Below are 21,742 nucleotides of genomic sequence, written 5' to 3' on the forward strand. Positions count from 1 at the left end.
TTGTCTATTCCACCTTTTCCAACTTGACGTCGTAATCATTGAGCAGCATCAGCAGATGGTATTCTCTGCCTTTGTTAAGAACCTTGACGGCTTTCTTCCATTCACTGAGCTCAATATCAGAGAAATGGGCCATAATGCCGATGTAGTTGGTCTCTTCATCCACTTCAATGGCATTAACAAACTTGAACTGACCGGGCGTCATGGCGTAGTCGTAACTTTTAACAAAGTTGCTCTTGAGCGCTTTCTCGTAGTCTTCTCTCATTTGGTCGTAACTCGAGGACATAAACATCGAATCATCAACCAGTTCAAATACCTGAATCTCGACCGGCGAAGATTGCCCCATCACACTCGGGTTCATCCCTTCTTGTGCAACGATGCTAAAGGTCACTTTTGTCGGTAACTGAGTCGGGTCATAAGTCTCCGGCTCACTGCTACAGGCACTTAAAAATAGTGCGATAAAGCATATTGATAACCAGTTTCTCACGTTCAGAACTCCATTTGCTTCTCACGGATTTTCTTGTCATAAGCCTGCTCAAAGATTTCCCAAAATAGCTTCTCAAACCCTTGTTGGCGGTGCGAAGTCAGCTCTTGGTAATAGTTGCAGTACATGTTCCATGCCCACTCGTCACTGTTTTGAGACACATCTTGGTGAGAACGTTTGTAGTTTTGGAAACGGCGCAATAGAACCTGTGGTGAGAATGCCCCTAGAATTTGCGTGAGTGCCTCTCCTGTCGCATGCTGCATTGCTTCATTGTGGGCTTGAACATTTCTCAAACTCTCTTCAATCGCTGCGGGGGCAGATAGATGCACTGCACTTTTCTCTGAGTCGTAGAGCGTTTTAATCGTTTCTTCGTAAGACAAACCTAAGCGTAGCGGGTTATCTTCAATCGGTTGCAAGTTGCGATTTAGCGTACCAAACCGACCTTCACTCACTTGTTGGTGCAAGGCTAAAATGCCTTGAATACAGGCTTGCAATGACTCACCCATTTCCTGAGATAGCATATGCATGCGCTCAATATCATCGGTATTATTTACATCTGCGCCCAAACCACTCAGCATAGGACCTGTTAACAGGTGTCCCCCTGTTGTCGCAGCGCGCTTAGTGGCCTGCTCCGGTTGAATGCTCTTTGCTACTTCTTCCTCTAGTAAATCGAGTGCTTGCTCGTCCATTTGAAAACCCTCTGAATCTTGTTGAATTACGGTATGTTGTGACTCAAGCTCATCGGCTTGGTCAGATTGAACTGGTGTTATTGGTGCTGGTTTGGGCTTTTTACGTCCAAAACCAAAGCGAAGAATTCGCTTAAGCGACATTGATGATGAAATCTCATTGTCGCTGTCTGCTTGTACGGTAAAGCTCGGATCTCTTAACGTTAGATCTTGGTCGGGAACCAGTGTTGACGAGTCAGCCGGTTCAGCAATTTCGTGCTTGTCATCCTCAATAAGCGACCGCTCTTGATGGCTTGGTAAGCGCTCTTCCAATGCCGCCAAAGGATCCGCATTTTCAAGCGACTCTTGGGGCAACTCGTGCGCACTTTCTAGTTCATCATCAGAGAGAAGATCATCACTGGCGTTATCGAATAAGTTGGTCAAAGAACCAGTGACGCTATCAGCATCAAGCTCACCAAGAGCGACACGTATTTCATAAGGACCAATTTGAATTTGATCTTTATGCACTAACTTGGCGAGTGAGCCTTTGCCTATCGGCATTTCCGTGCCGTTTATATAGGTTTCGCCACACAAGTCTTTTAAGCAAAACGCCCCATCAACCATGACGATTTCACAGTGCTGAAGACGCACTCCATCTTGGTTATCTTTCAATACCCATTTGGAGAGCTTCGAAGCGCCTATCACACCGCCTTTTGCGTCCCACTTCATCAACGCAGATAGCCCTGACTCAAGCTTTTGAGCATTCACGACCAATAGGTTTAAATTGAGTTTTTCTAAAGTTTCCATCTCTACTGCCTTACTTGAATAAGTACGCTCTTCTCTTGTTCGCTAGTGCCAAGGAAAGAAGTCCAACCCAGAGCAATCTCTGCCGGTTCAGCTAACACAAAATCAGGGGCTTCGTTATCATCCATCGTCAGTTCGAGGTCATAAGCCATTTGTTCACGCAAAATAAGCTCAACCAACTTACACAAAGGACCAAACTCTCTTCCCGACGGTAAAAAATCGGAGAAGGTCTTGCGAGAAAGACGTCGAATACAGATTACAAATTTGCCATTACAGTCCACGACCGACTCCCCCACCATTGATGAAACACCGAGCTGGGCATTTGCGATGCCAACACGGGTTTGCTGGGATTGGTCAATTTTTACGTTGCGCCTAACCCACTGCCTGATCTCCACATCTTCCAAGTCGAAGCAGTGAGCAATGATGCCCGCAACAACTTGAGGTGAACGACTACGCCCCGCAAGCGTTCCCGAATAAGCCAGCATCTTGCACCAGTTAATTGGCGTATCGCCGCGTAAATCCGGAGAGCCCAAACCAACAAGAGAGAGAAGTTGTGATGAAAACTCATCTTGTGCATCGGGCTGAAAGCGAACGAAATAACGGTATTTGCGCCAAATTCGATACACCAAGTTGATCAAGCGATTATTGAAGAAATCGAAAAAGGGCTGCTTAGAGCCTCCGGGTTCTTCATTGAGCAATTGTTCAACCACATAGCCTGGAAGCGGAGACTGGGCACCAGATAGACCAAAAAAATTGGTTTTCATTACTAAGCGCTCGTCTTCTAGCACATCCAAACGACTTACATCAGAGGGCGAGAAACCTAAGCTCGTGTTAGCACTAAACACCAAGCGACATTGCCGTTCCCAGTCATCCTCCTCTGGATTCATTGCATAGAGCTTTTGCAGCAGTTCTACCAACTGATAAAAGTTGTATTCATGGACATCATTAGGCATTGCAACCCCATCAGGCTGCGCAGCTTGTGCCACTAGATCAGTGGCTGCATCCCCGCCTGAGTACCCCATGTATACCTCTCTTTATTAGTGATATTGACCACATGCAACTCATGAAATGAGTTAATACTTGCGTACAGTGCGAAGAAGTGGCTTAGAACTGAGCCAAACAGAAATAGGTCACCCTCAGAACCAAAGCCAGCTTGGTCAATGTATAGGGTCGATTGCAGTCCTCGTACCGGTAGCCCTCTTAGGATCTTATCCACGGGCTTAGATTCAATTTTCTGAATCGCTTCCAATCTTCTACGCGATACCCGTTCCGCCTGTCGGTCAACCAGCGCTTTGAAGTCGTAAGCGCGCAACACGCTGCTCAAGGCATCTTTGGACAGTAATGACAGATAATTTAGCGACAAGTTGGAGATCAACGTCCACAACAAGCTGCCATCTAAAACCGGTCTAAGAGACTGTGACGGCACCGTAATATTGGCGAAAGTGGCAAATGGAGGTGAGGTATCCGTTGGCTCACAAATATCGCCAACACCTAACTCCAACGGTAATAAGCGATTCGTGCAGTTCAACTTAACGGAAACGGCTTCATCGACCTCAATTGAGGTAGTTTCGTCACTTCTAACAAATGAAATAAAGGTTTCAAATCCATCACCACGAATGCTCTCTCTAACGCGAGAGCGGTAGTAAAGGGCGGTTCGGTTTCTTACCCGTTCCACTTCGTGTTGAAAGCTCTCAAATGAAGAGTAAACTCGCTTCTCGCCGCGAATACGTCGTCCATCGGATTGGGTGTCTTGCCATCCTGATACCGTCTGAATGTTAAAAACTTCGTAGTGAGAAGGATAACGACTCGATGGCAACACACGATATTCCGACTGGCGTCCAGAAAGAGCGATCGGATCAGCATCGTGTTCAAACAAGTTAATAATCGGCGTGCAATAAAGTTGGAAGTTTTCTTTGGTTACACGAACATCCGCAGGCAACGTCTTGGAAAAATAGAGTTTGACCGAAAACAGTCCACTGACACTTTTTGGAATCGCCTTATCAAGCCCAGACAGGTCAAAGAAATGGAACGCTTCTGCAAATGACAAGTACTCCTGTAAAATACGATAGCCTTCATAAACGTTTTTGGGGTACGGCAGTAACGCATCATCACTGTCGAAGCCGACCGTTTTAAAATGCCCCTCACCCACCTGAAACTCTGTACCGTTAACGTCAATGCTGACTCTATCAAGATAGTGATTTAGCCACAGGTAAAGCATCTGTGAGCTATATTTGTCTCCACCCAAATAGAAACGAAGACTGTCGAGTAATGCATTGCCGACATTGGTCTCACCATGCATTTCTAGCAGTAAGTCAATGGTTGTTGCTTCACGCGTATGCTGCGCATTGACCTCAATACATTCAAGTGGGTAAAGCGCCACTTCACGACAAGTTTGAAAGTGACACTTGGTGCCGAAAACGGGTTTGCTATCAACTTGCGTTCCTTTACCAATCAACTGTTTCTCACTAACACTTTTGTCCGGCGAAAAACGCAGGATACTCATGCTCGGGATGGGTCTTAGGTAATTAGGCCACAGCATGTTGATCATCGAATGAGTCAGTTCAGGAAACTCATCTTCTACTTTTTCTCTCAGCCTCGCCGTCAAGAACGCAAAACCTTCGAGCAACCGTTCCACATCAGGGTCGAGGGTACGACCATGTAGGAAACGAGAGAGTTGCGGGTGAATTTCAGTGAACTCACGCCCCTGCTCTTTTAAAAAAGCAAGCTCCTCTCTAAAGTACTTATCTTGGGCCATTAGCTAAATCACTCGGTATTTTCTATTCTGATCAAGTAGCAAACTAAACTGAACACGATCGTGGATCGCTTCACTATTGATCTGCGCGGTTATTTTGAACTGCAGTGAGAGTGGGCTGTAACTGTCGGTTTGAGAACTCACTTCGACGTTCTTAAGTCGAGGCTCAAAGTTGTGCAAACAATTGCGAATTGCCAACTTAATTCTGACCGAGAGATCAAGCGTGTCTAACGTTGCGTCATTAAAATCGATTAACCCCAAATCTGGTGAACTTTGTGCGCCGCCAATACGAGTGTTCAATATCTTCGAAACATTGAGTTTTATTGATCTCATCACGTCACTCGGCTCAGGTCCTTGAGTCACCGACATATGCTTGGCGTCGGCTTCCAAGCGTTCTAAGAAGCCGACACCAAACGTACTTTCTTCTGGTGCAAAGTACGTCATTTCAATTAAGCCTGATCTAAGCGACCAACCAGAGATAGCTCAAAGTTAGCCCCCATATATTTGAAGTGAGGACGAACAGAAAGAGACACCTGGTACCAACCTGGGTTTCCTTCAACGTCTGCCACTTCAATCTTCGCTGCGCGAAGTGGACGGCGACTACGTACGTCTGCTGGTGGATTCTCCTGATCAGCAACATACTGTTTAAGCCAAGTATTCAGCTCGCGCTCGAGGTCTTGACGCTCTTTCCACGCGCCAATTTGCTCACGTTGCAGCACCTTAATGTAGTGAGCAAGGCGGTTGATGATCATCATATAAGGCAGTTGAGTACCGAGTTTGTAGTTGGTTTCAGCCTCTTTACCTTCTTTGGTATTCGGGAAAACCTTCGCCTTTTGAATCGAGTTGGCAGAGAAGAACGCCGCATTGTCGCTGCCTTTGCGCATCGTCAGTGCGATAAACCCTTCTTCAGCAAGTTCGAACTCTTTACGGTCAGTGATGAGTACTTCAGTTGGGATTTTTGCTTGTAGTGCCCCCATAGACTCGAACACGTGCACTGGTAGGTCTTCGACTGCACCACCGCTTTGTGGGCCGATAATATTTGGACACCAACGATATTTGGCAAAGCTGTCAGTTAAGCGAGTTGCAAATGCAAAGGCAGTGTTACCCCACAAATAGTGTTCATGTGACTGAGCAACACTCTCTGTGTAATTAAACGAACGAATAGGGTTCTCAGTTGGGTCATAAGGCACACGTAACAGAAAACGTGGCGCCGTCAAACCTAGGTAGCGGGCATCTTCTGATTCACGCAATGAACGCCATTTGGTGTACTTAGGACTCTCAAAGATCGATTTAACATCTTTGATGTTCGGTAACTCTTCAAATGATTCAATACCAAAAAACTCAGGGCCAACACTCGATAAGAATGGAGCGTGCGCCATTGCACCCAACGCGCCCATATATTGCAGTAGCTTCATATCAGGTGTTGAAGGAGTAAACGCAAAATTACCCACGATCGCGCCAGTAGGTTCGCCACCAAACTGGCCGTAACCTGATGAATAAACGTGTTTATATAGACCAGACTGAGCCGTTTCTGGAGCAAACTCAAAGTCTTCAAGTAACTCTTCTTTCGTTACATGTAGAAGGTCAATTTTATTGTTTTCACCGAAGTCTGTACGGTCAACTAATAACTTAAGACCACGCCATGAAGATTCGAGTTGCTGGAACTTGCTATCGTGTAGAATCTCATCCATTTGCGCACTGATTTTTTTGTCTAACTCAACCAACATTTGGTCAACCAGTGCTTTGTTTACCGCTTCGTCAGCTTGCTTCGAACCAATCAGGTTCTCAATAAAGGCGGCTACGCCTTTTTTGGCAATATCGTATCCTTCTTCACTTGGCGCGATTTTAGTTTGCGCCATGATTTCATCCAGTAAGCCGCCTTCAGCCAACTGCTGTTTTTCTAATACCTTTTCTGTAGACATCAGGTAATTCCTAATCCATTAAATGACGAATGTTTTAAGTCTATAAAATTACTTTATTTTGCTTCTTCGCTAACAAGGTTGAGCTCTTTTAGCAACTTGTCGCGAGATTCCTGTGAGTGCAGCAATTCTTGTAAACGATCGCGAAACGCAGGAATGTTGCCTAGAGGACCTTTCAATGCCACTAGCGCTTCACGCAACTCAATAAGCTTGTTTAGTTCAGGAACTTGGCCTGCGATTGAATCAGGAGCAAAGTCAGACAGAGTGTTAAACTGCAGTTCTACTGGCAATTCTGCGTTTTCGTCATCACTGAGTTTGCTCTTTACTGTCGTCGTAAGGCGCAATTCACTCTCACGCATCACTGACTCAAAGTTGTTTTTATCAACTGAAACGGTACTACGCTCTTCGATAGGCGTATCTTCGGTGTGGCCTTTGAAATCACCCACTACAAGTGTTTTTAGTGGTAGTTCTACCTCAGCCTGAGCGTCACCTGTAGCTGGAACATATTTAATATTAATCCGCTCTTTGGGAGCGACGCTTCCTTCCTTAGACATAATCAAAGTTCTCCGATATTTAATTAAAACAAGGCGATTTCTCTTTTAAAACTGAGTCATTAGCACGTACTGATGAATGAGATAATAATGATAAACATGCACTCACTTCACACTAAGTAAATACAACTAAAGTATTAGAACAACTTATAGAAAAGTAATTAATCAGAATTACCACACAATTAATAATGATATTTAAATCATCAAATAATCATATACTGACAATTAAGTTATTAATGAAAAACCAATTGGGCTTATTTATAATCTATAATTTTCCACACACAACCAAAACGTGACAAAAAGCTTTTAATTGGAATAAAGATCCCAGCTTATTTGTTGAGTGAAATGTGATTTTCCATGATTTTAGATTTTTACTAAACACATGTATTATCATTAAGATATTGATGCATTTATAAATTAACCTGGCGAACAACAGTGAGTTGCATTAATTTTTAGATGGGGTTTAAAAAATAACAAAGTTTGACATTTTTTTGACTTAGTCAATTTTATAAAATTATTCTTATTAAGTTAAGCATTTTTTTCATTGCCTCTTACTTGACAATAATATGCAGTGTAGATTTGTTGATGTAGAGGATAACAAGGGCTAGAGCGTAGTGAGCAGAAGGTGCTCACAGAAGAGGGCGATAAGAATTAAGGTTTGGATAGAAGTTGCTCTATTACCGCCCAAAAATCTAAAGCATTCGAAGTAATAAACATCAAGACGTTACAAATTTATGGAACGAAGCTTTAATTTATTGACCATAGAAAGTCATAGTTATAAAAAAAGTCCACATTAGACAAGCCATCTTTTATACGTTCCACTTGATGCTCTTTATCTACAGTTATTTTATCAATAATATTTTTATGGTTATATTCAGTCTGTTTATAAATATCACTTAAACTATCTTGACCAGCATTATCTAAGTAAAGTTCAAAGTATGCCTTTGCTTTTGCCAAATCTTGCTCTACAAATCCATACCTAACACTACTACCACTATAAATAGCACCTAAAGAAACAAGCGAAGTAATATCTCCCTGTGTCAGTGCTTTCTCTCGCCAAGTGAGCGCTTCCTTATACTTCCCCTTCTGCTCTAATATAGTTATATATTTCTTAATAGCAGGAATATAGCCTAATTCAGCGGCTTGCAAATAATGCTGTTCAACTTGCGCAACTCTATCACTAGCAAAAAAGAAGCTTCCCTCTTCGCTTTCTAACCGTTGAGCACTGATCATATGTGCACTTGGTAATTCAAATTCAATCGCTTTACTTAGATAGTAGGCAGAGAGCTCTTTATCTTCAGCATAGAAGTAGTCCGACAAACACAGATAAGCGACACCTGGCGATTGAGCACCCAACTCGATCAAGCTGTTGTAATACTGGGTTTGATATTTAAGCCGCTTTGCTTCGCTTAGCCATTCGCCTTGTCGATAGAGATATCTTAGTGCAGGTCGGCTTCCCAGCTCGGCTGCGTTAGTTAGGTAGACAATCGCATTTTCGACAGCTCGAGGGTTGGTCTGATTCCCCATCGATTCCATCGCATACAAGTAAGCGCCATTCGGATAGCCGTTATCAGCGGCATACTGTAAATACGTCTTTGCCTCACTATTTTTAAACTGGGAGCGCAGCAACTTACCATGCTGGTAAGCTTCTTCTGCTGACATTTTGCTTACGTCATAGTTATTCATGGCCCAAGCACTAGTCGTCAGCGCCAATGCCAGTGACATTGTGATTAGGTTAGTTAGTATGCGCATCGAGAACTCCTTTCATCTTGCGTGTTTGCCTCATCACCCGACCGTGAAAACCAAAATCTCAGCAATCTATCTTTAGGTTTACACCCATCATCTAAAGCTAAACAAACAGCAGGTACCAAAGCGATGGTAAGAGCCAGCCCTCGAAAGGTGAATCATCATGCGCCCGATTAGAACTATTCTGTTTCTATGGAGGTAAACAACACCGAATCAACAAACAAAAAACATACCAGATAATATTTTTATTTTATTCAATACTTTATATTTTGAGATCTAAGCAGTTGAGCAAGAATTTGCTCGATACAAGCAAGATATTGCTCAGCGAGCAAAGAATGTCATGGGTTGGTATCACCAAGTGTTCGCAGTCGTTGTGCTCAAAAAGCTTACGTTGCGTGTTTCGGAAAATGCCTTGATTTTCAGACAGGGCGAGGTTGACGAAGAAGTTAGTCACTCTAATGAGTAGAAAAGCGGTGATAAAAAAGCCTCACAACCAGCGAGGCTTTATCGAATGAAATTTGACGATTAACGATTACGTGTCAGTTGGTCACGCAAGTTAGGTGGTGTACCTTTAATTGTCAGCGTATCGGTTTCTGGATCGTAAAACACACGCTCACCTAGCAACAAACTATCAAAGTTAATGTTTAAACCGCCACCCGCACCAACGTACTTGGTGAGTTTTCTGACCGTCGTTCTGTCTGCTGGGAAGCTTTCTTCAAGTTCATAGCCATGATCCTGAGTGTAATCTAAAAAGCTCGAACCATTTTGAGATGGTGGTAGTTCGCCAGACAGTTCTTTGATATAGACTTCGTCACCAGATTTGAGTTGGTCATTACAGTAGTCATAGACCTGTTTTTTGTAACTAATTGCTTCATCTTTATCGAATTTTGAGTCTGCGACAAAATCCTCAACCGCTTGCATCAATACCTGATTTTGCTGCTTGGTGTCTAAGCCAACTTCAGCTTGGAGAAAGTCGAGGAAAAAGTCGGCAACTTTACGCCCGACGCGACCTTTGATGTATGCAAGGTAACGGTTCGATTCTTTATCCGTTTGATAGCTTGATAAATCAATGCGAGCGGCGATATCCATTTTGCTAAGGTCAAGATATTCCGTAGCACTAATATCTAAGCCTTCAGTCACTTTAAGACTCTGATTTGATGGAATGATCCCAACAAACAGGTAGTCTGTTGCGAGTGATTGATATTCAGCAAAAACCAAGATACCTTCATCAGCAAATGGGTACTTCGCTAACTCATCTTTAAGTCGGTTCGCGCTAACTTGTGAAAAATCATAGAAATCGCGCTCATTTCTGTTCAATTCTTGCAACCAGATTTGGAACTCGCTGTCTGACTTAAATGAGCCAAAGCCTTTACCGGCTTTCGAATTGAAAACTCGATGTAACTCAGCGACTAGGTTTTCTGCTGAACTATCGTTCGCTAACGCTTCGGCGCGAAAGTTAACCACCAACTCATCAGAATCGTTTTTTTGCAATTGATGTAAAATTACGTTTGAAAGGTGTAGGCTCATGTTAAATTTATCGTCGTTCTAGGATTCAGTTGCTCGGCATTGTAGGTTATCATAAGCCGCTTTACTATTGTTCATTAGAGTCTTTATGCCAATTACATCTAAATACAGCGACGAAAAATACGAAAACATTCTGACGGAAGTTGCTGCCGTGCTTGAAAAGCATGGTGCAGGTCCAGATTTATCACTAATGATCGCTGGCAACATTGCAACAAACGTGATTAACGAGCGCGTGGGTGTTACTCAGCGCAAAGCAATCGCAGAAAAATTTGCTCAAGCACTGCTGTCTTCTATCGACGACAAAGCACATTAATTTATAAGCGGATAATAGAACTTTACATGGTAGATAACGGAAATACATACGCCGAGCGAGTTTCGCGTTTAGTTGGTTGGGGACACTGGTTCACCTTTTTCAACATTATCGCAGCCATGCTTATCGGTACCCGATATATCACTCAATCACCGTGGCCAGATACTCTACTTGGTCAACTATACCTAGCGGTGTCTTGGGTTGGTCACTTCGGCTTTTTAGTGTTTGCTGTCTACTTGCTTGTTCTATTTCCGTTAACCTTTGTTGTGCCGTCACGCAAGTTATTCCGCTTGCTGACGGTCTGCCTAACCACGTTAGGTTTGACACTACTGCTAATTGATACTCAAGCCTATCAGGCGATCAATCTGCACTTAAACCCTGTAGTTTGGGAAGTCCTCTTTACCGATAGCAGTGAAAACATTAGTGGTGTTAGTGCAGACTTGCAGCACCTATTTGTTGTACTTCCTTTAATTTTCTTTATTGAACTTGCTCTTTCTGAGTGGGTTTGGCGTAAGCAGCGCAAGCTCTCGCACAAAAGCATTGGTCGCCCGATCACTGCTGTATTCTTCTTGTGCTTTATTTCTAGCCATCTAATTTATGTTTGGGCTGACGCGTATTTCTACAACCCTATCACGTCACAGCAGTCAAACTTCCCACTGTCTTACCCGATGACAGCAAAATCCTTTATGGAGAAACATGGCCTGCTTGATAGAGAGGAGTACCTCAAACGTCAGCAAGAAAATCTGGGTGAAGCAGAACTGGTTCGTTACCCACTAGAAAAACTCGAGTTTAACCGCCGCTCCAACTCACTTAATATTTTGGTCGTGAGCGTCAATAACTTACGTTCGGACGCACTCAACTCTGCCAGCATGCCCAACACATTCCAGTACTCAATGGACAACCTAAGCTTCAACAACCATTTTAGTTCTAGCAACGACAGTAATGGGGTATTTGGATTGCTTTATGGACTTCCAACGAGCTATGCAAGCAGCATCAAGTCCCAACAATCTTTACCTGTTTTACTTGATACCTTAACCGCCAAAGATTACCAAATAGGTTTGTTTAGTGGTGATAACTTTAGTGACCCGCTGTATAAAGATATCGTATTTAACGGACTTGCTATCGCCACCGTTGCCGAAGACAAAAACCACTCAGGTGATGAGAATGCGATTCAAGCTTGGGGACATTGGGTAGAGCAACAAGGTAAACAGCCTTGGTTTAGCTTTATTGAACTCACAACCTTAGACGATTTTAGCGATTACAACACCAACTCAGGTAACACGGTTGCTGACCTTAAAGCCAACTATCAGCAGTCGGTTCAATCCGCGGATAAAGAACTCGCCGAGTTGTACCAACTGATCAGTAAGCTTAACCTTGACGATTCTACTGTCGTGGTTATCACGTCAAATCACGGTACAGAGTTCAACGAGACTCGCACTAACAGTTGGGGTTCTAGCACGAACTACAGCCGTTATCAGTTGCAAGTCCCGATGATTATCCATTGGCCAGGCAAAGTCGCCGGACAATACAACCACAGAACCAGCCATTTAGACTTATCCGTCACCTTATTGCAAGATTTGATGGGTGTATCATCCAATCCTGCCGATTACAGTAGCGGTCGCAATCTATTTGACGAGCGTTCACGTAAGTGGATCTTAGCTGGCGACTACCACGATTTGGCATTGATCACTAACAAGAACACCACTGTGATCGACAAGTATGGCAATTACAAACTTTACGACAGCAACTACGCTCGTTTACGCGATGAGAACCCTGCTCTTCCAGTTATCATGCAAGGGTTAACAGAGTTGCAACGTTTTTACACAAAAAGTCGTTAAATCATAATGTTATAATTGACCATTACAATTATTGAAGATAGATTATAGGTATCGGACTGTAGCGCAGCTTGGTAGCGCACCGTCATGGGGTGTCGGGGGTCGGAGGTTCAAATCCTCTCAGTCCGACCATACACCTAAGAAAGAGAGCTTCGGCTCTCTTTTTTGCTTTCTAGTCATGCACAAAGAAGTCCCTTCAAGACTGAGTATCAGAAAAACACCAAAAGCGCTCATAATTAAATCAAACAGTAAAAACAGGGGTTTACAAGGTTAGCCCATCACTATATTATGCGCACCACACGGAGAGATGGCTGAGTGGTTGAAAGCACCGGTCTTGAAAACCGGCATACGTTAATAGCGTATCTAGGGTTCAAATCCCTATCTCTCCGCCACATCCAAAACCCTAGTCGAAAGACTGGGGTTTTTCCGTTTTGGGATACTCTAAAATTCGACAAGGGATTCGAATCCCTTGTCGTGTGCCCCAATATCTCTTGCACATTCCCTACCTATAGGTCATTAGATTTAAGTTGCTCACACCGAACCATCAGAATGAAGCGACAGCGCTCCAAGAGAAGTTCTCCCAAAAAAGTTCTCATTCAATTAAACTCAATCTTGTTAGTAACATATTCTGCAATGACTGACATCACACCATCAAAAATGTTAACATTGTAATTATTTGTGAAATAGAAGACTCACTAATGAGCTGGTTACCAATCATTTTGGCTTTCTACATGTTTTTTATTAGAAAGTTATATAGCATTAAATTTTCATCCTCCCCATACCTCAATATGGGGGACTTTTTAGTCATTAGCATCTTATCAGCATTATCGCTGGTCATTTACACTCCTGCCTATCTAGTAGCTATTACTTTAGTGATGACTATATTGTGGGTTGATGCGCTTCTCATGTTTAATTTTGGAATGAAAGTGACTCTGACGAATATTAATGTTTTTTCCCAAGGCGTTAGTACGTTTAAAGGAGAGTTCAACCAGCTACTATCTCTTTTAAAGCGATTCCATTGGCTGATTAGCGCTTATCTGTTTTTTATTTCTTCTATTATTTTCATCTATACCAATACGTCAGCTTTGCTTCCCATATCTATAAGCTCTTTGATTTTCACTATTTCAAAATCAAAGATTAAAGATAGCAAAACATTTTTGGCTTGGGTGGTTGTTGCAATCAGTATATCCGTAGCCTGCAACTATTCGAGTTTCGTGATTCCAAGTTGGGTACCGTTAATCGCACTTCTAGTCCTACTATTAATATGCATTGTTAAAGGAAAACAGTTTTTCAGTCTTAAAAGTCTGCTTCACGGCTTCCTGATTGGAAATAAATTAACTAAAGGCAGTATCGGTAACACTAATAAACATATACTCGAGAAAATCGCAGAACCACACAAAGAAGTTGATACCTCAAAAAAAAGCCAACACTTTGGTTGCTGCAAAGGGCACAATGTTCTGCTATTCACTGTTGAATCAATGTCAGAAGAAGCGTTTGAGGATTCCCCTAAAGCTCAGGAAATTCTACAGTTGCTCGAAAACAAAGCCTCAGTAGAACAGTTTTATTCCGTCAGTCCGAATACAAACCAAGCTATTAATCAGATATACACATCGATGTATGGTAATAGTCATGATTTTAATCTGCTTCCGGAAATAGCCAAGCATCATTACCAAACCAGTTTTATGACAACACAAAGCACTAAGTTCTTCAATATGAACGAAAATCTAACTAATGCTGGCTTTGATTTTATATATGATCTTGATTTTATCAAAAACAGTTCAAAGAAAGATGACTATCGTTTATTAGATTACTTAGATTTAATTTCAGAAAAACTAAGAGAGGGTAATAACTTTATCCATCTGCTAAACAATGAGACTCATAGCAAATATAATGTAACAGATAAAAGCACTTACTGCCGACATAGTAACAAGGAAGATAAAGGTCGCTACTTGAATTCCGTTGATGAGTCTCTTGGTATTATCCATACAATACTTAAAGAGCTAAAATCACAAGATTTACTTAGCAATACCATCGTTGTTATCACAGGAGACCATGGGCAGTCATTTGGAGAAGAAGGTTATTTCACTCATTCAAGTGCAACAATTAACCAGCAAGTAAAAATACCATTGTGCATATTCAATGATAGCCTCCCAAACATTAGCCACAAGCAAGGCTGCTTGCTAGACTTGCTTCCTACATTGTTTGATGCTCTCGGGATAGAGATTTCAATAGAAGATAAAGATGGCATTGACTTGTTCTTTCAAGATCGTCCATATCTACTGCTCTACAGTGATACAAAAGGGTATAACTCTCCATCTAATATCAGTGTAATTTCAAATGAGTTAAAATATTATGCAGATCTAATCAAGCTGGAATATCGACTACTCGACTTAGATGATAAAGATGTAAGCGGCGAAAATATCAACAAAAATGAAATTAAAGAGATAATCTATCAAGCGGTTAAAAAGCACAATTTGCTTCATTAAGCTATTGGAAACACCATACCGACGATAGACACTCTGCCTTGTTAATCGACAGTTGCGCCATCTTTGCTAAGAACGAAGGCTATCGAGCGCAGCTGTCAGTAACTGCATGTGAAGCGGTACCAGTTGCTGATGATCACTACGGTAACCACCGCCAACAACACAAGCAATCGGAATAGAGCGTTGCCAAGCGAGAGTGAGCAAAAATCGATCTCGCTGGTACAAAGCTGAAGACGATACATTGAAATACCCTAGCTCATCGTCGCTGTGGATATCAGCACCAGCATCATAAAGAATTAAATCAGGCTGATGAAGGTTAATCGCTGTCTGCACTACCGAACAAAAGTTATCCAGAAACTCTTTATCATCCGTCCCTTTAGCCATCGCTATATCAATATCCGAATGGGGTTTACGAGCGGGAAAGTTCTTATCACAATGAAACGACAATGTAATGATATCCTCCTGATCACAGCATAAAGTAGCTGTGCCATCCCCATGATGAACGTCACTATCAATAATCATTACTTTGTCGATGTGTTTCAACTCAAGTGCATGCTTTGCTGCGATAACCAAATCGTTAACCAAACAAAAGCCCGTCCCATAATCATAATGGGCATGGTGATATCCACCACTAAGATGGATAGCGATCCCCCACTCTGTTGCTAACTCGACGCTTAAACACGTCCCACCTGCAGAAGTTAAGGTTCGTTGAATCAATTGCTCACTCCAAGGAAAGCCAATCCGACGCATTTTTGCCGCAGGCAACTGGTTCTCCATCAATGCCTGAATGTAATGGGGGCAATGGACGGACTTTAACTTCGCCACGCTGAGCGCTGTCGGCTGAACAATAGTGAAATTATCTCGCCACGTTTGCTCGTGTTGCTGCCTTGTAAGCAATGCTTGATACAGCAAACGATACTTACTAATCGGATAGCGGTGCTGTGCAGGTAGTTCAAGTTGTGAATAGATGGGATGGTAAACAATCGGGATCATGGCAGCGATCAGAGAAACAAGTCATAGCGATATGTTAACAGCTTGAAATCTCACTGCAAAAAAGATTTAATTGATATTAGTTATCATTACCATGTTATTCTATGAACTATTATCGGATCTATTTCTTGCTTGGTATTGCTGCCGGAACACTGGGTGCTATCGCCGTATTTATCGCCATGATGTTCACCGCTTGGCTGATGGTCGACTTTATTACAATGCCTTAAAACTCGATAGATCTCGCCGACAAGCTCAATCCCTCACAACTGTTTCGAAATTTTGATAACGGCAAAATTCTTTGTTGATCAAAAAGCTAATTAGCTTGGATGATTTGAGTCAACTCAAACGGCGTAAGTTGGCTTGAAATTTCGTGCTCTCCTTCCAGAATTAAAATGATTTCACTCAATAAGGAGAGTCCCGATGGCAGACAAACATTTGGTAAATTTCAGTGAAGCGCATGAGTTAAATTACTGCCTTCGAAGTGCAGGCAAACGCCAAACCCAAGCAAACCGAGATGCCCTAGTCGGTTTAGGTAAACAAGTCAAAAGTGAGCTGGGTAAACGAGTCTTAACACAAAATGATGTTCGCGGCGCCATTGCCGACCACGACAACTTATTTGACTAACTCGAGTGCGGCAGTCTGCTGTCGCCGCCTCTATTACTTGGCAGATTTAGCGCGGTTAGCACTCCCCTTTTTACCACCGTTGCGACTTAACGTTCGCTTCTTCCTTTTAAAGGCGGGGCGTTCAACCTTAGGAAGGTGACGTAAAGACTCTGGCACCTCACCGGTTTTTACCTGTGCCATCAAGCCGTCAATTCTCTGCTGCAAGGCTTGCATAAACGGCTGATAGGCGTGGTTTCGCTCTGCCATACCCTGCAGTTGGTGCTCCCAGTTAGCGGTCATATCTGGGTAAGTTGACTCATCTGGTAGAGCATGAACTAGCCCACGCCCTGCTGGTGAACTTAAGATACTCTTGCCTTGGCGTGTCAGAAGCTGGCGTTTGAACAGCGTGTCCAAAATACCGGCGCGTGTTGCTTCCGTCCCTAACCCATCGGTTTCACGAAGAATTTTCTTCAATTCTTTGTCAGCGACAAAACGAGCGATTCCCGTCATTGCTTGCAAAAGTGTCGCTTCAGTAAAGTGTTTGGGAGGTTCTGTTTGGTGCTGCTTAATTTCACCTTCACGGCAGGTTAGTATTGTCCCTTTGGATAGTGGTGGTACGCAATCGACCCCAGCATCCTCATCATCACTTTTCCCCATCAAGACTTTCCAGCCTGCGGCAACCAGCTGACGCCCTTTCGCGACAAAGACACCACCAGCAATATCAAATACCAATTTCGCTTCTGCGTAGAGCGCTGGCGGATAAAATTGCATCAAATACTGTCGAGCAATGAGCTGATAGACCTTCATTTCATAAGATGAGAGCGCATTCAGTGCTGCCTGTTTTGGGGTAGGGATAATTGCATGATGTGCATCGACCTTTTTATCGTTCCAGGCTTTTGACTTTAAGGATAAATCTGCGCCACTTACCGTCGAGTTCATCTCTTTTGCATTATGAGCAATCGCCTGACAAACACTGCTTGCCTGACCAAAATGTTCCTGCGGCAAATAGCGACAATCAGAACGTGGATAAGTGATAAGCTTATGCTTTTCATACAAGGACTGGCAGGTATCAAGTACTTGCTGCGCGCTCATTGCGTAACGTTTTGCAGCATCAATTTGCAAAGCAGATAAAGAATACGGCAATGGCGCTGATTGCTTGGTTTGCTTACGCTCCGACTCTACGACCTTGGCGGGTTGATTCGCGATTCGGCTGGCGACATTCTCGACAAGTTTGCGGTTTAATATTCGCCCTTCATCATCTTGCCATGGTTGGCAAGCCTCACTCGGCTGCCATTTTGCTCGGATGTCAAAACTTGCCCCGTCACCTTGGAAAGGGATCAAAGCATGAAGCGAAAAGTAATCACGAGGAACAAATTGCTCAATCTCTTCGTCACGGCGCACAACCAATCCCAACACCGGCGTTTGCACTCGGCCAACGGAGAGCACCCCTTGATAGCCCGCTTTTTGTCCCAACAAGGTATAAGCACGAGACATGTTCATACCATACAACCAATCAGCTCGCGATCGCGCTAGAGCGGAAACCGATAAAGGCACAAACTCGCGATTGCTGCGCATAGTATTTAGCGCACGCTTAACGGCAGGTAAGTTAAGGTCGCTAATCAGCAATCGCTGAGCATGCTGTTTTTTGGTTTGGCTAACCTTGCAGTAATCCAATACTTCATCAACCAGCAGTTGACCTTCTCTGTCTGGGTCTCCTGCATGGATGATCTGCTCACTCTCTTTGAGCAGTTTCCTTACTACCGAAAGCTGCTTACTCGCAGACTTTCTCGGTCTTAACTGCCATTGTTCAGGAACAATCGGCAAATCATTCAAATTCCATTTTTTGTAACGCTCATCATAGACATCCGGTTCAACTTGTTCGAGCAAGTGGCCGATGCACCACGTCACTATGTCGCCGTTCCCACAACGAATAAAACCTTGTTCATTTTTATGCGGTTTAGGTAAGGCGTTGGCAATTGCTCTACCTAAACTCGGTTTTTCGGCAATAAATAGACGTGACATACTAGATTCGGCACAAACAAATAAGGGTCACATTATCGAATGTGACCCTTATAAATCAAGAAAAACTGTAAATTTAAACAGTATTATTCAGCATCGCCTTGTGAACGAGCTGCTGCTTCTTTAATTAGTGCTTGAAGTTCACCTTTTTGGAACATCTCAATAATGATGTCACAACCGCCAATTAGCTCACCTTCAACCCATAGTTGTGGGAAAGTAGGCCATTGCGCGTAAGCAGGAAGTTCAGCACGGATATCAGGGTTTTGTAGAATATCTACATACGCAAATTTTTCACCACAAGACATCAATGCTTGAGCAGCTTGAGAAGAGAAACCGCAGCTTGGTAGTTTTGGCGAACCCTTCATGTAAAGTAGAATTGAGTTCTCTGCGATTTGCTGTTTGATTTTTTCAATAGTTTCCATTGCTTCCTCTGATGGAGTTACTGCAAGATATCCGCACATTTTAAACCATTGTCTAAGAATAAAAAGCACAGAATTATTACGGTTATTACACGCGGCTATCTTCCGTTGGACTTCAGATCACCAATACATTCGTCTACCCGCACCATTGATACAACTAAACGGCATCGCTCAGGTAACGTTTACGTTATCTTAACACGATATCTACGCGCTGATAATCTAAAGCAAATTTCACTGAATTGCGGGCTATTCCCCCGTTTTTTGTGTGCTTTAATACACACTTAGAAACGAATATTTTCTAAAACTATTTACCTCAGCGTGCTTTTAATCACGTAAAAAGTTGATAAACTAGCAACAAGTCAGTCAAATTGACAACGGTTCGCAAGGTCGCGAACTGGATAAAACAATAAACATCTGGAAGCAATTGAAAGAGTGTTATCTCTTTCTATATCAATGGAGAAACGAGCAATGGCATTTGAACTACCAGCTCTGCCTTATGCGAAAGACGCATTAGAACCACATATCTCAGCTGAAACGCTAGATTTCCACCACGGTAAGCACCACAACACTTACGTTGTAAAACTAAACGGCCTGATCCCAGGTACTGAGTTTGAAGGTAAGACTCTAGAAGAGATCGTGAAAACATCAACTGGTGGTGTATTTAACAACGCGGCTCAAATTTGGAACCACACGTTCTACTGGCACTGTCTAGCTCCAAACGCAGGTGGCGAGCCAACAGGTGCTGTTGCAGATGCAATCAACGCAGCATTTGGTTCATTCGAAGAGTTCAAAGCGAAGTTTACTGATGCTGCTATCAACAACTTCGGTTCATCATGGACTTGGCTAGTTAAGAAGGCTGACGGTTCTCTAGAAATCGTTAACACTTCTAACGCAGCGACACCTCTAACAGAAGAAGGAACAACACCACTTCTGACTGTTGACCTGTGGGAACACGCTTATTACATCGATTACCGTAACGTTCGTCCTGATTACATGAACGGTTTCTGGGCGCTAGTAAACTGGGATTTCGTTGCAGAAAACCTAGCGAAGTAACCCCCAAGATTACATAAGTTTCAAAAGCCTGCGCATCCGCAGGCTTTTTTCATTTTGTCACCATATCGAGCTTCAGATTTTTCTGCTTATACTGACCAAGCCTGCCACCCCATTTGTGCCCTCAAGGGCAAACAGATTAAAGCACCTAGCCGAATAAATAATCCAAATTAGCTTAAAGTTTCCCAGCACTTAGCCGTTAACTTAACTGGAAAGTGAGGAAAGCAATGCAAATCGAAGCAATCAATAATATCAGCACCATCAGCGAACTGACGTTCGGCACAGGTATTAACCATGCCGTTCACGACGGTCGTCGCGCTGATTTTGCATTATTGCTATCGATGTTTTCCAATGATGTACGTGACAACACACCTGTCGAACAACTTGAAACCGTAGAAATTACCGATCAAACCCTGCGTAAGCGTTTCGATTTACAATCTCCACAACCACTGCAATCCGACCAAAGTTCTTATCAGATCTCAGCACAACAAGCGCACCAGTTTCATCACGGTGGCTTAGCCAGCGCAAAGCTCGCTCATTATCTTGTTCCAGAAGCTCTTGTCTACCTTCCAGAGCAAACCCACAATTTGCCAGAAGAGGTGTATCACAACCTCTCGCTCCACCAGCAACGCCAAATGGGCACAAAAGAGCCAAAGAAACTGATGCCGTTTGATTTGTACAATCAACTGATTGAAGCGCAACGCACCTACCAAATTAGAGCACAAGCATAACGACTTGTTGGCTAGCATAGTTTTCTGCACTGCCAATATTTGTTTACTAGTTTGTGAATAAACGCAAAAAATCGACAACTCGCACTATTCATTCACAGCTTATTTGACGTTATTCACATCTAAATAACAATTAATCTACCATTCTTTGTGGACAGAATTTTTTGAGTTCAGCCGACGGAGAGAGAAAGTATGAAAATAGACAATGCAGTAGTATTAGTTACCTCTGCGGGTTCTAGAGTTGGCAGTACATTAGCCGCTCACTTTTCATCTTTGGGCGCGCTGGTGATTCTGTGTGACAGCGACAAACGCCTGCTCGATGAAACCTTCCAGCGTTGCCGTAACATCAATAGCAATGTTCATCAGTTTGCACTTGCTGATGACTCGATAGGCTCAATCAAGCAACTCTTTCAAGCCATTGATCATGCTATCGGGCAGTCACCAGATATATTAATTAATACGTTCACCACCAAAGCTATTCCAAATATTTTTGCTCATGGAGCTTATGATACTTTCGCTCTCAACCTTTCTTCGATGGCAAGTACCCTATTTGGTTTTGGTCAAGCTTCGGCTGAGCGGATGTGTAAAGAGAACAAAGAGGGAGTGATCATCAACGTCATCGGCTACACCAACTATGAAGATATGGCAGGGTTGGATAATGCCTCATCGTTTGTTTCGGGATTTACCCAAAGCTGGGCCAAAGAGCTTACCCCGTTTAATATTCGAGTGGGGGGCGTCGTGCCATGTGGCGAAGCCAATGGTCAAAATTGGGCAGAAGTACAAGATGAAGTCATTCGAAATACCGAATATATTATTTCGAACGACTACTTTAGCGGTCGGGTAATGGCTGCATAACAATGCCG

At 43.1% G+C, this 21,742-nt stretch carries 20 protein-coding genes and 2 tRNA genes; 10 read left to right on the plus strand and 12 right to left on the minus strand.

The features are described 5' to 3' along the window. Positions 1-4: 4 nt before the first annotated feature. The 9 genes from tssJ to yejK form a co-directional block, all read right to left on the minus strand. On the minus strand, positions 5-484 hold the full coding sequence (tssJ, locus tag GZK95_RS10450) for a type VI secretion system lipoprotein TssJ (protein WP_404817668.1): 480 nt from the start codon (positions 482-484) through the stop codon (positions 5-7). A 2-nt stretch (positions 485-486) separates the two neighbouring features. Continuing rightward, positions 487-1,953 carry a type VI secretion system-associated FHA domain protein TagH gene (gene tagH / locus GZK95_RS10455; RefSeq protein ID WP_075714871.1) on the minus strand — a complete coding sequence of 489 codons (1,467 nt, stop codon included), beginning with the start codon at positions 1,951-1,953 and terminating at the stop codon, positions 487-489. Positions 1,954-1,955: 2 nt separating this feature from the next. After that, positions 1,956-2,972, minus strand: a complete 1,017-nt coding sequence (gene tssG / locus GZK95_RS10460) for a type VI secretion system baseplate subunit TssG (protein ID WP_075708429.1) — start codon at positions 2,970-2,972, stop codon at positions 1,956-1,958. Next, positions 2,936-4,705: a type VI secretion system baseplate subunit TssF gene (gene tssF, locus GZK95_RS10465; protein ID WP_075714869.1), complete on the minus strand. Its 1,770-nt coding sequence runs from the start codon at positions 4,703-4,705 to the stop codon at positions 2,936-2,938. The genes tssG and tssF overlap by 37 nt, the downstream gene beginning before the upstream one ends. A 3-nt stretch (positions 4,706-4,708) precedes the next feature. Next, entirely contained in the window at positions 4,709-5,146 is a 438-nt protein-coding gene (tssE, locus tag GZK95_RS10470) for a type VI secretion system baseplate subunit TssE (RefSeq protein WP_075708433.1), read from the minus strand. Between the two features lie 5 nt (positions 5,147-5,151). Further along, on the minus strand, positions 5,152-6,627 hold the full coding sequence (gene tssC, locus GZK95_RS10475; protein WP_171972104.1) for a type VI secretion system contractile sheath large subunit: 1,476 nt from the start codon (positions 6,625-6,627) through the stop codon (positions 5,152-5,154). 50 nt (positions 6,628-6,677) lie between these two features. Continuing rightward, positions 6,678-7,175: a type VI secretion system contractile sheath small subunit gene (gene tssB / locus GZK95_RS10480; RefSeq protein ID WP_075708437.1), complete on the minus strand. Its 498-nt coding sequence runs from the start codon at positions 7,173-7,175 to the stop codon at positions 6,678-6,680. Positions 7,176-7,919: 744 nt separating this feature from the next. Continuing rightward, a complete protein-coding gene (locus GZK95_RS10485) occupies positions 7,920-8,924 on the minus strand; it encodes an SEL1-like repeat protein (protein ID WP_083626118.1) in 1,005 nt (334 codons plus the stop codon). Between the two features lie 519 nt (positions 8,925-9,443). Further along, positions 9,444-10,445 (minus strand): nucleoid-associated protein YejK, encoded by a 1,002-nt coding sequence (gene yejK, locus GZK95_RS10490; protein ID WP_075713772.1) that lies wholly within the window; start codon positions 10,443-10,445, stop codon positions 9,444-9,446. A gap of 85 nt (positions 10,446-10,530) precedes the next feature. On the opposite strand from yejK, the gene GZK95_RS10495 reads away from it, so the two are divergent. The 5 genes from GZK95_RS10495 to GZK95_RS10515 all read left to right on the plus strand — a co-directional run bounded on the left by GZK95_RS10495 (position 10,531) and on the right by GZK95_RS10515 (position 15,073). Next, the gene (locus GZK95_RS10495; protein ID WP_075708441.1) at positions 10,531-10,755 is read left to right on the plus strand and encodes a YejL family protein; all 225 of its coding nucleotides are present in this window, start codon (positions 10,531-10,533) and stop codon (positions 10,753-10,755) included. 26 nt (positions 10,756-10,781) lie between these two features. Next, a complete protein-coding gene (locus tag GZK95_RS10500) occupies positions 10,782-12,590 on the plus strand; it encodes a DUF3413 domain-containing protein (protein ID WP_075713774.1) in 1,809 nt (602 codons plus the stop codon). Positions 12,591-12,642: 52 nt separating this feature from the next. Next, positions 12,643-12,719, plus strand: a tRNA-Pro gene (locus tag GZK95_RS10505). A gap of 169 nt (positions 12,720-12,888) precedes the next feature. Next, a tRNA-Ser gene (locus tag GZK95_RS10510) sits at positions 12,889-12,979 on the plus strand. Between the two features lie 306 nt (positions 12,980-13,285). After that, a complete protein-coding gene (locus tag GZK95_RS10515) occupies positions 13,286-15,073 on the plus strand; it encodes a sulfatase-like hydrolase/transferase (RefSeq protein WP_083626147.1) in 1,788 nt (595 codons plus the stop codon). 66 nt (positions 15,074-15,139) lie between these two features. Here the strand turns inward: GZK95_RS10515 and GZK95_RS10520 are convergent, their stop codons facing one another. Further along, entirely contained in the window at positions 15,140-16,063 is a 924-nt protein-coding gene (locus GZK95_RS10520; RefSeq protein ID WP_075714036.1) for a histone deacetylase family protein, read from the minus strand. A gap of 101 nt (positions 16,064-16,164) precedes the next feature. On the opposite strand from GZK95_RS10520, the gene GZK95_RS22390 reads away from it, so the two are divergent. Continuing rightward, positions 16,165-16,287 (plus strand): hypothetical protein, encoded by a 123-nt coding sequence (locus GZK95_RS22390; protein WP_263862221.1) that lies wholly within the window; start codon positions 16,165-16,167, stop codon positions 16,285-16,287. A gap of 193 nt (positions 16,288-16,480) precedes the next feature. Further along, entirely contained in the window at positions 16,481-16,684 is a 204-nt protein-coding gene (locus GZK95_RS10525) for a hypothetical protein (protein WP_075708449.1), read from the plus strand. Between the two features lie 33 nt (positions 16,685-16,717). Here the strand turns inward: GZK95_RS10525 and GZK95_RS10530 are convergent, their stop codons facing one another. Then, entirely contained in the window at positions 16,718-18,685 is a 1,968-nt protein-coding gene (locus GZK95_RS10530; protein WP_075713645.1) for a DNA topoisomerase III, read from the minus strand. Positions 18,686-18,768: 83 nt separating this feature from the next. Beyond that, on the minus strand, positions 18,769-19,104 hold the full coding sequence (locus tag GZK95_RS10535; RefSeq protein WP_167369919.1) for a Grx4 family monothiol glutaredoxin: 336 nt from the start codon (positions 19,102-19,104) through the stop codon (positions 18,769-18,771). Positions 19,105-19,569: 465 nt separating this feature from the next. Between GZK95_RS10535 and sodB the strand changes: the two genes are divergently transcribed. The 3 genes from sodB to GZK95_RS10550 all read left to right on the plus strand — a co-directional run bounded on the left by sodB (position 19,570) and on the right by GZK95_RS10550 (position 21,734). Further along, entirely contained in the window at positions 19,570-20,154 is a 585-nt protein-coding gene (sodB, locus tag GZK95_RS10540) for a superoxide dismutase [Fe] (RefSeq protein ID WP_075713643.1), read from the plus strand. Between the two features lie 224 nt (positions 20,155-20,378). Further along, entirely contained in the window at positions 20,379-20,882 is a 504-nt protein-coding gene (locus tag GZK95_RS10545) for a VC2046/SO_2500 family protein (RefSeq protein ID WP_075708457.1), read from the plus strand. 189 nt (positions 20,883-21,071) lie between these two features. Continuing rightward, positions 21,072-21,734 carry an SDR family oxidoreductase gene (locus tag GZK95_RS10550; protein WP_075708459.1) on the plus strand — a complete coding sequence of 221 codons (663 nt, stop codon included), beginning with the start codon at positions 21,072-21,074 and terminating at the stop codon, positions 21,732-21,734. The last annotated feature ends 8 nt before the right edge of the window (positions 21,735-21,742 follow it).

It is taken from the genome of Vibrio panuliri, assembly GCF_009938205.1.
Classification (GTDB): Bacteria; Pseudomonadota; Gammaproteobacteria; order Enterobacterales; family Vibrionaceae; genus Vibrio; species Vibrio panuliri.

Excerpts from the sequence above, each read along its gene's own strand:
- GZK95_RS10545 (WP_075708457.1), top strand. The coding sequence starts at position 20,379 with ATGCAAATCGAAGCAATCAATAATATCAGCACCATCAGCGAACTGACG.
- GZK95_RS10520 (WP_075714036.1), bottom strand. The coding sequence starts at position 16,063 with ATGATCCCGATTGTTTACCATCCCATCTATTCACAACTTGAACTACCT.
- tssB (WP_075708437.1), bottom strand. The coding sequence starts at position 7,175 with ATGTCTAAGGAAGGAAGCGTCGCTCCCAAAGAGCGGATTAATATTAAA.
- tagH (WP_075714871.1), bottom strand. The coding sequence starts at position 1,953 with ATGGAAACTTTAGAAAAACTCAATTTAAACCTATTGGTCGTGAATGCT.
- GZK95_RS10485 (WP_083626118.1), bottom strand. The coding sequence starts at position 8,924 with ATGCGCATACTAACTAACCTAATCACAATGTCACTGGCATTGGCGCTG.
- tssG (WP_075708429.1), bottom strand. The coding sequence starts at position 2,972 with ATGGGGTACTCAGGCGGGGATGCAGCCACTGATCTAGTGGCACAAGCT.
- GZK95_RS10500 (WP_075713774.1), top strand. The coding sequence starts at position 10,782 with ATGGTAGATAACGGAAATACATACGCCGAGCGAGTTTCGCGTTTAGTT.
- GZK95_RS22390 (WP_263862221.1), top strand. The coding sequence starts at position 16,165 with ATGAACTATTATCGGATCTATTTCTTGCTTGGTATTGCTGCCGGAACA.
- tssE (WP_075708433.1), bottom strand. The coding sequence starts at position 5,146 with ATGACGTACTTTGCACCAGAAGAAAGTACGTTTGGTGTCGGCTTCTTA.
- GZK95_RS10535 (WP_167369919.1), bottom strand. The coding sequence starts at position 19,104 with ATGGAAACTATTGAAAAAATCAAACAGCAAATCGCAGAGAACTCAATT.
- GZK95_RS10530 (WP_075713645.1), bottom strand. The coding sequence starts at position 18,685 with ATGTCACGTCTATTTATTGCCGAAAAACCGAGTTTAGGTAGAGCAATT.
- GZK95_RS10515 (WP_083626147.1), top strand. The coding sequence starts at position 13,286 with ATGAGCTGGTTACCAATCATTTTGGCTTTCTACATGTTTTTTATTAGA.
- GZK95_RS10550 (WP_075708459.1), top strand. The coding sequence starts at position 21,072 with ATGAAAATAGACAATGCAGTAGTATTAGTTACCTCTGCGGGTTCTAGA.
- GZK95_RS10525 (WP_075708449.1), top strand. The coding sequence starts at position 16,481 with ATGGCAGACAAACATTTGGTAAATTTCAGTGAAGCGCATGAGTTAAAT.
- yejK (WP_075713772.1), bottom strand. The coding sequence starts at position 10,445 with ATGAGCCTACACCTTTCAAACGTAATTTTACATCAATTGCAAAAAAAC.
- sodB (WP_075713643.1), top strand. The coding sequence starts at position 19,570 with ATGGCATTTGAACTACCAGCTCTGCCTTATGCGAAAGACGCATTAGAA.
- GZK95_RS10495 (WP_075708441.1), top strand. The coding sequence starts at position 10,531 with ATGCCAATTACATCTAAATACAGCGACGAAAAATACGAAAACATTCTG.
- tssF (WP_075714869.1), bottom strand. The coding sequence starts at position 4,705 with ATGGCCCAAGATAAGTACTTTAGAGAGGAGCTTGCTTTTTTAAAAGAG.